Origin of the sequence: Citrobacter sp. C5_2 (assembly GCF_014596845.2) — a bacterium.
Lineage (GTDB): Bacteria > Pseudomonadota > Gammaproteobacteria > Enterobacterales > Enterobacteriaceae > Citrobacter > Citrobacter werkmanii.
In genome coordinates, this window is sequence record NZ_CP115032.1 from 4,834,612 (window position 1) to 4,846,941 (window position 12,330).

Here is a 12,330-nt window from a genome sequence, read left to right on the forward strand (position 1 = left end):
AGCGCCATCCGGCAACGCAAACTACAGCAACTGCGCCAGGCGGTTGATATCCGACTGAATGGCTCCGGCGGTCACATCGCGGCCTGCGCCAGGTCCGCGGATCACCAGCGGGTTATCGCGATACCAGCGGCTTTCAATGGCGAACACATTATCGCACGGCAACAATGCCGCCAGCGGGTGCTCAGAACGTACCGCTTCAACACCCACACGTGCTTTACCGTTAGCGTCAAAACGCGCCACATAGCGCAGCACCAGCCCCATTTCACGCGCCGCTTCCAGACGCTGCACCATCTGCTCGTTCAGTTCATCGCCATTTTCAAAGAAATGGTCAATAGAGCCTTCTTCACAATGCGCAGGCACCAGCGACTCCACGCGAACCTGATCCGGCTCGATGTCGTAACCCGCTTCACGCGCCAGAATCACCAGCTTGCGCATCACATCCTTGCCGGAAAGATCCACCCGCGGGTCTGGTTCGGTCAGCCCCTGCTGCCACGCCTGATCCACCAGGTCGGTGAACGGCACCGTGCCATCAAATTGCAGGAACAACCACGACAACGTGCCAGAGAAGATCCCGCTGATCGACAGAATGGTATCTCCGCTATCAATCAGATCGCGCACGGTATGGTTGATCGGCAAACCAGCGCCCACGGTGGCGTTATACAGCCAGTGACGACCAGTTTTTTCAAACGCATCATGAATTTGGCGATACTTATTACTGCTGCTCGCACCCGCCAGTTTGTTAGCGCTGATAACATGGAAACCGTGACTGGCGAAATCCAGATATTGATCCGCCAACTGCTCGCTGGCGGTTACGTCCAGCACCACTAAATCATCATACGGGTGGGCGCGCATCCACAGGAACAATGACTCTTCATCCTGCTCCACTGCCTCATCATCAAAGAAGGCCAACGCGCGGCTGGCATCCAGCCCTTCATAATTCAGCAGACTACGGCGGCTATCGACCACGCCCGCCAGCACGAACTCTAATCCGGTACGCGCCGAGAGCGTACTTTGCTCACGGGCGAATAGCTCCAGCCAACGTGATCCAATATTTCCCTTCCCGAACAACACCAGGCCGATTCGTTTTTCCGCGCGGAAAATTGACTGATGCAGACCCTGAATCAGGCTCTCCGTCGGTCCGGTACGCAGTACGGCAACCAGGCTGATGCCCTCCTCCGACTGCCAGGTAAATTCGACCGGCTGACCTTTCAGTTGCTGCCAGAAGCGGTGGCAGTGCAGCGGGTTACGGGTGACGCCCGCCCCGACCATCGCCACCAGCGCCAACCCCTGGCGCAGACGCAGCTCGCCCGGCAATCCGGCCTCATCAAGAATTCTCAACGCGCCGTCAGCGACTTCGGAGGTATAGCAAAATTGCAGCAGTTGGCGATCGGGATGCACACCGACCGCCAGCGGACGCACCTGGGTGCGTTTTAAAATCTGATCGACCTCTTTATGGGCCAGCTTAAAGTCCTGACCGGTGGGAACCTGAAACTCAATCAGGCAGACATCGTCATGACTGGTCACGATACGCGCCCCGGTCCCGGAAGCCAGCACGCGTTCAATACGCGTTGAACCTTGCTCAGGCGTATAGCTACAACGCAGCTGGAGATCAATATCACTGCCGGAAACCGGCTGTAAGGTACGGGCATGGAGAACCGGAGCCGCCAGACGCGCCAGTTCGCTGGCTTCATCCAGACGCAGCAGCGGTAGCAGGCAGGCATCTTTTACTTTACGCGGATCCGCGCTGTAAACCCCGGCGACATCACTCCAGATGGTTACGCGGGAAACCCCGGCCAGCGCGCCAACCTGCGTCGCCGAGTAGTCAGAACCATTACGCCCCAGCAGTACCGTTTCACCGGCGTTGTTACGGCTAATAAAGCCGGTAACGACCAGGCGTTTACCCGGATGTTGCGCCAGAAGTTGCTGCAACAATGGGTAAGAGAGACCTTCATCCACTTGCGGCTGAGCGCTACGCTCCGCACGTAAAAAATCGCGCGCATCCAGCCAGGTCGATTCCAGACCTTGTTGGTTAAGGACAGCGGACATCAAACGCGCCGACCATACCTCACCGTGTCCGACGACTTCAGCATAAACGGCATCGTTCACGCCGCTGTCGAGTAATCCGGCCAGACGCTCCAGGTCGTGAATAAACGCACCGATCAGACCGTCGGCCACTTCTGGTGGTAACAAACCGCTAATCAGCTCGCTCTGATAGCGACGTAACGCCTGCTGAACCTGATGCGCAGAAAGACGATCGGTCTGGCTTAACTTCAGCCAGCTAATCAACTGGTTAGTGGTACTGCCTGCGGCTGAAACAACCATCATGTCATCAGGCTGCGAGTATTCCGCCATAATGCCTGCGACACGCAGATAACATTTCACATCAGCCAGACTACTACCACCAAATTTGTGCAGTTGACGACCCTTCGCCCCTGCCTGCGCAATCACACTCATGTTTACCCCTTGTTTGCAGCCCGGAAGCCATTTTCCAGGTCGGCAATTAAATCTTCGCCATCTTCAATACCGGTGGAGATACGCAGCAGCGTTTCCGAAATCCCTGCCGCCGCGCGCGCTTCTGGCGCCATTCCCGCGTGTGTCATGGTTGCGGCGTGGGAGATCAGACTTTCAACGCCTCCTAACGATTCTGCCAGCGTAAACAATGACAGCCCGCCAAGGAAGCGACGCAGCGTCTGCTCATCGCCATCCAGTTCAAAACTCAGCATCGCGCCAAAGCCTTTTTGCTGACGCGCGGCAATCTCATGCCCTTGATTATTCGGCAATGATGGGTGATACAATTTTTTCACCAGCGGCTGCGTTTGCAGATAATCAACAATCGCCTGAGCATTACGTTGCGCCACCTCCATACGCGGTGACAGAGTACGCAGGCCGCGCAACAGCAGATAACTATCAAACGCGCCGCCGGTCACGCCAATATTATTCGCCCACCACGCCAGTTCAGTGACCGTTTCCGGATCTTTCGCTATCACCACACCAGCCACCACGTCTGAGTGACCGTTTAAATATTTCGTGCATGAATGCAACACCAGATCGGCGCCCAATGCCAGTGGATTTTGCAGTGCCGGGCTTAAAAAAGTGTTGTCTACCACGCTGACTGCACCAGCTTCACGCGCCAATTGACAGATTTTCGCAATATCCACCACGCGTAGTAGCGGGTTGCTTGGGCTTTCTACCAGTACCAGCTTCGGTTTTTCCGCCAGCGCCGCCTGCAACGCCCGCTCATCACCTTGATCAACAAACAGTACGCGATAACAGCCTCGCTTTGCCAGACTGTCAAACAGGCGATAGCTGCCGCCGTAACAGTCGTGCGGCGCGACCAGCAGATCGCCAGGTTTCAGGAATACCGTCGTCACCAGATGAATCGCCGACATGCCGGTATTGGTTAGTACCGCACCCGCGCCACCTTCCAGTTCTGCCAACGCGCGCTGAACCACATCGCGCGTCGGGTTACCGCGGCGTGAATAGTCATGGGCGCGAGGCTCATTAAAACCGGTAAAGTTATAGGTACTGGAGAGGTGAATCGGCGGGACAACGCAACCGTACTGTTCGTCGTCATTTAATCCGCTACGCACTGCGATGGTGGCCTGTTTACGCGTCATAGAGAGGAGATCCTGGCTGAGTCGGTGAAAAGTCAGGCACCAGATTAATCATAGTTACGATAGCCGTCAATACATCTGGACATCTAAACTTCTTTGCGTATAGATTGAGCAAACCGCAAATAGCCGTTAAAATTATATGCATTAGCGTACATCCGCGTCGGCTTACTTCGTGTCAGGGCCGCGCCACTACGATAAACTACGCGCAATTATGGTCCGGGCTCAGGTTCTGGCCTCAATATTAATGACGAAGAGGATTAGGTATCTCATGGCTGAATGGAGCGGCGAATATATCAGCCCATACGCTGAGCACGGTAAGAAGAGTGAGCAAGTAAAAAAAATTACGGTTTCCATTCCTCTGAAGGTGTTAAAAATCCTTACCGATGAACGCACGCGTCGTCAGGTGAACAACCTGCGCCACGCCACCAACAGCGAACTGCTGTGTGAAGCGTTTCTGCATGCTTTTACCGGGCAACCACTACCCAACGATGACGACCTGCGTAAAGAACGCAGTGATGAAATCCCGGAAGAAGCAAAGGTAATCATGCGTGAACTGGGTATCAACCCGGAAACGTGGGAATACTGATCGTTAGAGAAAGATGAAAGAAGGCGGGATTGCTCCCGCCATCTTTCACAACGTTACTTACTAATCCCATTGAGTTTATTCAATGTTTCTTCCATTTTGAGCGTTTCTTTACGGTTCAATGGATAGCAATAAATCAGAATGACCGCCGCCAAAAACAGGCACAAAGCCGGCAAGAGATTCGCCATCGTATAAATATTTTCCTGCACGATGCTGGTTTGCACAGCCCCACCCGTTGAGGAAGATTGATAACCAATGATGGCCAGCATAAAGCCGCCAATAGCCCCGGCGCACGCCTGACCAACCTTGCGGGCGAAGAAGTTCACGCCATAAACGGTACCATCCTCACGATCGCCAGTGACATACTGGTGATAATCACAAACATCGGTCATAAACGCCCATATCATCAGGTTGAATAACCCCGCCCCCAGCGTCGCCAGAAACAGGAAAACCAAATAGACTTTCGCGTCGGTAATGTGGACGAAGTACATAATCAGATACATCGCTACCGCAAAGAGCAACGCGCCTACACTTGCTTCTTTTTTACCAAACCGCTTCGTGAGCCAGGATGCCGATGGCGCCAGCAAAACCAGAGAACCAAAAGTAAACAGCAATGCAACGGACATGGCCTCTTTGTTATGGAAATAGTCATTAAACAGGTAGGTCATATTGGTCCCGGACAACCCCTGATTAATCACAATCAGCAGATCCACCACAACCAAAACAATCAGCGCCTTATTACGTAATAGCCCCTTCAGCAGTACCGACACGGGCATGCTCTCTTTTCTCTCCACACGCACACGTTCTGTCGTTAACTGACAGGTCAGGGTTAAAAAGAGAAAACCCAGTACTGCGCAACCCATGGCGATCCAGAAGAAATGCTGCCCGGAAATCACCTGGCTTCCGTCCACCAGGGTGGTGTACATCAGAATGGGAATAAAAAAGCCGGTTGCCCCACCGCCGATGGCAGACCCAACGCTGCGCCAGGTTGAGAGCGAAACACGATCTTCCGGGTTCGAGCTAATCGCCGCAGACATGGCGCCATACGGAATACTGACCGTCGATAACAACGAACCGTAGATAAAATAGGAGCAGCAGATGTAGATAATTTTCGCCGTATAAGAGAAATCATTCACAAATGGCAGGAACAGGACGACCGCAATGATGCAGAACGGATATTTCATACGGCGCACCCACGGGTTAAACCGTCCATGTACCGTTAGTTTAGAGGTATCACATAAGCGCCCTACGCCAACATCGACAAACGCATCAAAGAGTTTGGTCACAAAATAGAGCGAGCCAACAATAACCCCGGAAATACCGAGTACGTTGGTGTAATAAATCATTAAAAAACTGTTCACCAGTCCAAGAATAAAACAGGTTCCGAGGTCGCCACACAAATAACCAAATTTATCTCTTAATCCGAAAGGCCTGACAGCAATACTTTGATTACTTCCGATTATAGTTCCATCATTAGACATGATATCAACTCCTTAGACTCATTATTCACGCAAACTATATGGATATACCGATGCTCAGCGTAATAAACCGCTATGAAGAGTATTAACGGTCAGAAGTTATAACCGAGACCGACACGATAACGAGTCTGGCGATCGTCTGTGGTGGTGGTGTTATAACCGGAGGAAACGTTACCCACCTCAACAAATGGAATCCAGGAACCTATTTTATAAGCTACACGGAAGTTATATTCATAATCGTCTTTTCGGTTGTTATATAAATCTTCGCTATCGGCAATTTTATAAATACCGTTCAGCTCAAACATCCAGTCATGAATGTTATAACCGAGCCATGCTTCCGGACGATAGACCATGCGATCATCCTTGCCGTCAGTGTTTCTGCGCATGTACTCCTGACGATAGCGGAACGCAGTCCACCAGCTGTCATTGATATTGTACTGTACGCGGATATAAGGTTTATAAATCGTGATGTTATCGCCCGTTTCGATCGCAATACCCGGCTGCCAGATAAGATCCCGCCAGGTAAACTGGTAGCTTGCAGTATACTCGTTGCCATTACTTTCCATATTATTCCACGCATCATTAGATTGCGTATCTTCGGAACGTGAAATGGCTTCAACGGCTACACCAAAACCAGTCGCAAAACGATGAGACATATAAACACGATCGTAATTGCGCCCATCGTCATAATATTCATGACGATAATCAACATAACCCGCTTGCGCGGTCACAGAGAATAATGGAATCAGTAATAACGCAGATTTAAATTTCATGACCATCCCTCTTCACACAAAATCAAGGAAATTATCCATCTCGTTCCGTCCATTAATGGGAAACGATGAAGGATTAAGAATAATTTTATATTTCCACGAAAGTGTATTTTAGAAAGAAAGCAGAAACCTTTGGTATTTTGCCAACAATTGGCATGAGTGGCAAAAATCAGAAGATAAAAAGGATGCAGATCACCAGTAGAAACATTTTACCTAAAAAATAAAAACGCTGTTTTATTTATTAAATAAAAGACACTATTCAACACATCAATATGAATTTCATTCTTCAGATGCAGAAACAAAAAAAGCGCCGAAAGGCGCTTTTTTCTGACAGCTGAAACTTATTTGCTGCCTGGGATGTTGAAACGCTTGTTGAAGCGATCAACGCGGCCACCGGTAGCAACATCACGCTGCTTGCCAGTATAGAACGGGTGGCACTTGCTGCACACGTCGAGGTTCAGATCGTGACCGACGGTGGAGCGGATTTTAATGACGTTACCGCAAGAGCAGTTTGCAGTAATTTCTTCGTATTTCGGGTGAATATCTTTTTTCATGGGAAAACCTCAGTTTAAGGCCGCGTCGCTCTTCCAGCCCTAACGCCAGACACCACGCGATGTTAATTATTCCCCGTCACCTTTCACACTGCATCAACAGCTTGAAATTCTCGGGTAATGGTCATTGTTTGACGCAATCAATTTGCATCAAAGGCGGCGAATCATACAGAAATTAACCTGCTCATGCAAACTGATCCGCATTCTACCCTTCACTAATGTGTATACTAACCCGCCAGATTTCAAGTCAGGATGATTCAATGCCCGTTGCGCACGTTGCCTTACCCGTTCCGCTACCTCGCACCTTTGACTACCTTCTGCCGGAAGGCATGAGCGCCAAAGCCGGGTGTCGTGTACGCGTGCCTTTTGGCAAGCAGCAGGAGCGCGTGGGCATCGTCCTTTCCGTTAGCGAGCACAGCGAACTGCCGCTCAACGAATTGAAAGCCGTTCTCGAAGTGCTGGACAGTGAGCCGGTCTATTCGACCTCCGTCTGGCGTCTGCTGTTGTGGGCAGCAGACTATTATCATCATCCTATTGGCGACGTGCTGTTTCATGCCCTGCCGATTCTGTTACGCCAGGGACGCCCGGCTGCCAACGCGCCCATGTGGTACTGGTTTGCCACTGAAGAGGGCCAGGTTATTGATCTCAACGGCCTGAAACGCTCTCCCAAGCAGCAGCAGGCGCTGGCAGCATTACGCCAGGGAAAAATCTGGCGCGACCAGGTGGCAGAGCTGGAATTTAATGACGCCGCCTTGCAGGCGCTACGTAAAAAAGGCCTGTGCGATCTGGCAAGCGAAACACCAGACTTTAGCGACTGGCGTACACACTACGCGGTTTCCGGTGAGCGTCTGCGGCTGAATACCGAACAGGCTACCGCCGTCGGGGCGATCCACAGCGCCTCGGACAGTTTTAGCGCCTGGCTATTAGCGGGCGTGACGGGATCGGGTAAAACAGAGGTCTATTTAAGCGTACTGGAAAATGTGCTCGCCCAGGGCAAACAGGCGCTGGTGATGGTGCCGGAGATTGGCCTGACGCCGCAAACTATTGCCCGGTTTCGCGAGCGCTTCAATGCGCCGGTCGAAGTCCTGCACTCGGGTTTAAATGACAGCGAACGTCTTTCGGCATGGCTGAAGGCGAAAAATGGCGAAGCGGCGATTGTCATCGGCACGCGCTCGTCGCTATTTACACCGTTTAAAAATCTGGGCGTGATTGTCATCGACGAAGAGCACGACAGCTCTTATAAACAGCAGGAAGGCTGGCGCTATCATGCGCGCGACCTCGCGGTTTATCGTGCCCATAGCGAACAAATTCCCATTATTCTCGGCTCAGCCACCCCAGCGCTGGAAACGCTGTGCAACGTGCGGCAGAAAAAATACCGCATGCTGCGCCTGACGCGCCGCGCCGGAAATGCGCGCCCAGCCACTCAGCACGTGCTGGATCTGAAAGGTCAGCAGGTACAGGCCGGACTCGCCCCTGCGCTTATCGCCCGTATGCGTCAGCACCTGCAGGCGGATAACCAGGTGATCCTGTTTTTAAACCGCCGGGGTTTTGCTCCTGCCCTGCTGTGCCACGACTGTGGCTGGATTGCTGAATGCCCGCGCTGCGATCACTACTACACGCTGCATCAGGCGCAGCACCATCTGCGCTGCCACCACTGCGACAGTCAGCGTCCGATACCGCGTCAGTGCCCTTCCTGCGGCTCAACGCATATGGTTCCGGTAGGACTCGGCACCGAACAGCTTGAGCAGGTTCTGGCGCCTTTTTTCCCCGGCGTGCCCATCTCACGCATCGATCGCGACACGACCAGCCGTAAAGGGTCGCTGGAGCAGCATCTGGCGGAAGTGCATCGCGGCGGCGCGCGAATCCTGATCGGCACACAAATGCTGGCGAAAGGCCACCATTTCCCGGACGTCACTCTGGTGGCGCTACTGGACGTTGACGGCGCGCTGTTCTCCGCAGATTTCCGGTCGGCAGAACGCTTCGCCCAGCTCTACACGCAGGTTTCCGGGCGTGCCGGTCGCGCCGGGAAACAGGGTGAAGTGGTGCTGCAAACGCACCACCCTGAACATCCGCTACTGCAAACCTTACTGTATAAAGGTTATGACGCTTTTGCCGAGCAGGCGCTGGCCGAGCGACAAACGCTCCAGCTTCCCCCATGGACCAGCCATGTGATCGTGCGGGCAGAAGATCACAACAACCAGCATGCGCCGATGTTCTTGCAGCAGTTACGAAATCTGATTCAGGCCAGTCCGCTGGCCGATGAAAAACTGTGGGTGTTAGGCCCGGTTCCCGCCCTGGCGCCCAAACGTGGCGGTCGCTATCGCTGGCAAATTTTGTTGCAGCACCCATCGCGAATTCGCCTGCAGCATATCGTCAGCGGCACACTGGCGCTGATCAATACGTTACCCGATGCGCGTAAAGTTAAATGGGTGCTGGATGTCGATCCCATCGAGGGATAATCCCTCACGATGCGAGGCGGATCGTAAAATTAAAGATCCATCACACTTTTTATGAAAATTCTGTAACCGCTTCCATTCACTATCTGATAAAAATGTTTCAGATGAAGGTTATCCAGGGACGAGTCTGTGCCAGCCGCCCTGGCGAGGAGAAAGAGTGAAACCGAATAAGCAGGTTGCCGCCGCTACGATGAAAGATGTTGCCCTGAAGGCGAAAGTCTCAACGGCAACCGTATCCCGCGCATTAATGAATCCAGACAAAGTTTCGCAGTCAACCCGTAACAAGGTTGAGCAGGCAGCTCTGGAAGTGGGATATCTACCTCAATCGATGGGACGCAACGTAAAGCGTAATGAGTCACGTACCATTCTGGTGATTGTGCCTGATATCTGCGATCCGTTTTTTAGCGAAGTCATTCGTGGCATAGAAGTCACCGCCGCAGAACAGGGATATCTGGTGCTTATCGGCGATTGCGCGCACCAGAATCAGCAGGAAAAGACCTTTCTTAACCTCATTATCACCAAGCAGATCGATGGCATGGTCCTGCTCAGCTCGCGCCTGCCGTTTGATGCCAGCGTTGAAGAGCAGCGTAATTTACCGCCGATGGTTATGTCCAACGAGTTCGCGCCAGAGCTGGAACTCCCCACCGTGCACATTGATAACCTCACCGCCGCCTTCAACGCGATGAATTATCTGCTGGAGTTGGGACATAAACGCATTGGCTGTATCGCCGGACCAGAGGATATGCCGCTGTGCCATTACCGTCTGCAAGGTTACGTTCAGGCACTGCGCCGCAGCGGAATTACGGTCGATCCGCATTTCATCGCGCGCGGAGACTTTACCTATGAAGCGGGAGCTAATGCGCTTAAACAGCTCCTGGCGCTACCACAGCCGCCTACCGCAGTCTTCTGCCACAGCGATGTCATGGCGCTTGGCGCCCTCTCTTACGCCAAACGTCAGGGCCTGAAAGTACCCGACGATTTATCGATCATTGGCTTCGATAACATTTCGCTCGCGGAATTTTGTGATCCACCCCTGACAACCGTCGCACAGCCGCGTTTCGATATCGGACGCGAAGCTATGCTGTTACTGCTCGATCAATTACAAGGGCAGAACGTCAGCAGTGGCTCACGTTTACTGGACTGCGAGCTTATTATTCGGGGTACAACCCGGGCACTGACGTAAAGTAAAGTGCTTTCGGACTCCCCTGTCTGGTCAAAGGCCCGCCGCTTAAGTAACATGGCGGGCTGACGAACGAATAAATACAGCGAAACGATAGTGGCACAACGAGATTATGTACGTCGCGGCCAACCGGCACCTTCGCGGCGCAAAAAGAGCACATCACGGAAAAAACAACGCAATACGCCTGCGGTATCGCCCGCTATGGTTGCTATTGCTGCAGCCGTACTCGTGACCTTTATCGGTGGTCTGTACTTCATTACGCATCACAAGAAAGAAGAGTCCGAAACGCTGCAAAACCAGAAAGTCACCGGGAATGGCATTCCACCAAAACCGGAAGAGCGCTGGCGATACATCAAAGAGCTGGAAAGCCGTCAGCCTGGCGTACGCGCGCCTACCGAACCGTCTGCCGGCGGCGAGGTGCTGAACGCCGACCAGTTAACCAATGAGCAGCGCCAGTTGTTAGCGCAAATGCAGGCTGATATGCGTCAACAGCCAACGCAGCTCAACGAAGTACCATGGAACGAACAAACGCCTGAGCAACGCCAGCAAACGCTGCAGCGTCAACGTCAGGTGCAACAGCAGCAGTGGAACACTACGCAGCAGCAGGCTCAACAGCCACGCCAACGGGCAACGGAACAGCCGTACCAGCAGCCGCAAACGCGTACGGCGCAAACCGCACCGGTACAACAGCCGAAACCGCAGCCAAAACCGGCGGCGCAACAGCCGTATCAGGATCTGCTGCAAACGCCTGCGCATACCACCGCCGCTCAGCCGAAAACGCAACCGGCCGCGCCAATAACGAATGAAACGCAGCCGCCAAAACAGACGGTCGAGAAAAAAGATGAACGCCGCTGGATGGTTCAGTGCGGGTCATTTAAAGGTGCTGAGCAGGCAGAAACCGTGCGCGCACAGCTGGCCTTTGAAGGGTTCAACTCGCGAATTACCACTAATAACGGCTGGAATCGCGTGGTTATTGGTCCGCTCAAAGGCAAAGAGAATGCCGACAATACCATCAGCCGCCTGAAGGTTGCTGGTCACACAAACTGCATTCGACTCGCCACTGGGGGTTGAAACCCCCAAAATCCCCCCCATCTATACTTGCATTACGCCCCGCATCCTGTGCGGGGCCTGTATTCTGCATTTGTAACCAAGGGGTCTGCTCGTGACAACAATAGTAAGCGTACGCCGTAACGGCCATGTGGTAATCGCCGGTGATGGTCAGGCCACACTGGGTAACACCGTAATGAAAGGCAACGTGAAGAAAGTCCGCCGTCTGTATAACGACAAAGTCATTGCGGGCTTTGCGGGCGGTACTGCGGATGCATTCACGCTGTTTGAACTGTTCGAACGCAAGCTGGAAATGCACCAGGGTCACCTGGTGAAAGCGGCCGTTGAACTGGCAAAAGACTGGCGTACCGACCGTATGCTGCGCAAACTCGAAGCGCTACTGGCCGTCGCAGATGAAACGGCATCACTCATCATCACCGGTAATGGCGACGTCATCCAGCCAGAAAACGATCTGATTGCCATCGGCTCCGGCGGTCCCTACGCCCAGGCTGCTGCACGCGCTCTGCTGGAAAACACCGAGCTTGGCGCGCGCGAGATTGCTGAGAAAGCGTTGGATATTGCAGGGGATATCTGCATTTATACCAACCACTTCCATACCATCGAAGAATTGAACTCCAAAGCGTAAGGATC

At 53.0% G+C, this 12,330-nt stretch carries 10 protein-coding genes; 5 read left to right on the forward strand and 5 right to left on the reverse strand.

From position 1 onward, the window contains the following. Positions 1–21 precede the first annotated feature (21 nt). Positions 22–2,454, reverse strand: a complete 2,433-nt coding sequence (metL, locus tag ICA20_RS23440) for a bifunctional aspartate kinase/homoserine dehydrogenase II (RefSeq protein ID WP_038636036.1) — start codon at positions 2,452–2,454, stop codon at positions 22–24. Positions 2,455–2,456: 2 nt separating this feature from the next. Continuing rightward, a complete protein-coding gene (gene metB / locus ICA20_RS23445) occupies positions 2,457–3,617 on the reverse strand; it encodes a cystathionine gamma-synthase (RefSeq protein ID WP_038636034.1) in 1,161 nt (386 codons plus the stop codon). A 265-nt stretch (positions 3,618–3,882) separates the two neighbouring features. On the opposite strand from metB, the gene metJ reads away from it, so the two are divergent. After that, entirely contained in the window at positions 3,883–4,200 is a 318-nt protein-coding gene (gene metJ, locus ICA20_RS23450; protein ID WP_003825168.1) for a met regulon transcriptional regulator MetJ, read from the forward strand. Positions 4,201–4,253: 53 nt separating this feature from the next. Here metJ and ICA20_RS23455 read toward each other — a convergent pair whose 3' ends face one another. The 3 genes from ICA20_RS23455 to rpmE all read right to left on the reverse strand — a co-directional run bounded on the left by ICA20_RS23455 (position 4,254) and on the right by rpmE (position 6,999). After that, positions 4,254–5,678, reverse strand: coding sequence for an MFS transporter (locus tag ICA20_RS23455; RefSeq protein WP_038636031.1), 1,425 nt, complete (start codon positions 5,676–5,678; stop codon positions 4,254–4,256). Positions 5,679–5,767: 89 nt separating this feature from the next. Beyond that, positions 5,768–6,448 (reverse strand): oligogalacturonate-specific porin KdgM family protein, encoded by a 681-nt coding sequence (locus ICA20_RS23460; RefSeq protein ID WP_038636028.1) that lies wholly within the window; start codon positions 6,446–6,448, stop codon positions 5,768–5,770. A 338-nt stretch (positions 6,449–6,786) separates the two neighbouring features. Further along, positions 6,787–6,999 (reverse strand): 50S ribosomal protein L31, encoded by a 213-nt coding sequence (gene rpmE / locus ICA20_RS23465; protein WP_038636025.1) that lies wholly within the window; start codon positions 6,997–6,999, stop codon positions 6,787–6,789. A 257-nt stretch (positions 7,000–7,256) separates the two neighbouring features. Here rpmE and priA point away from each other — a divergent pair, with 257 nt between their 5' ends. The 4 genes from priA (at position 7,257) to hslV (ending at position 12,325) form a co-directional block, all read left to right on the forward strand. Next, the gene (gene priA, locus ICA20_RS23470) at positions 7,257–9,455 is read left to right on the forward strand and encodes a primosomal protein N' (protein ID WP_038636023.1); all 2,199 of its coding nucleotides are present in this window, start codon (positions 7,257–7,259) and stop codon (positions 9,453–9,455) included. A gap of 154 nt (positions 9,456–9,609) precedes the next feature. After that, complete coding sequence (gene cytR, locus ICA20_RS23475; protein WP_003028807.1) at positions 9,610–10,635, forward strand: DNA-binding transcriptional regulator CytR; 1,026 nt, start codon at positions 9,610–9,612, stop codon at positions 10,633–10,635. A gap of 93 nt (positions 10,636–10,728) precedes the next feature. Beyond that, positions 10,729–11,703, forward strand: coding sequence for a cell division protein FtsN (ftsN, locus tag ICA20_RS23480; RefSeq protein WP_071888065.1), 975 nt, complete (start codon positions 10,729–10,731; stop codon positions 11,701–11,703). A gap of 91 nt (positions 11,704–11,794) precedes the next feature. Continuing rightward, entirely contained in the window at positions 11,795–12,325 is a 531-nt protein-coding gene (gene hslV / locus ICA20_RS23485) for an ATP-dependent protease subunit HslV (protein ID WP_003028805.1), read from the forward strand. Positions 12,326–12,330 lie beyond the last annotated feature (5 nt).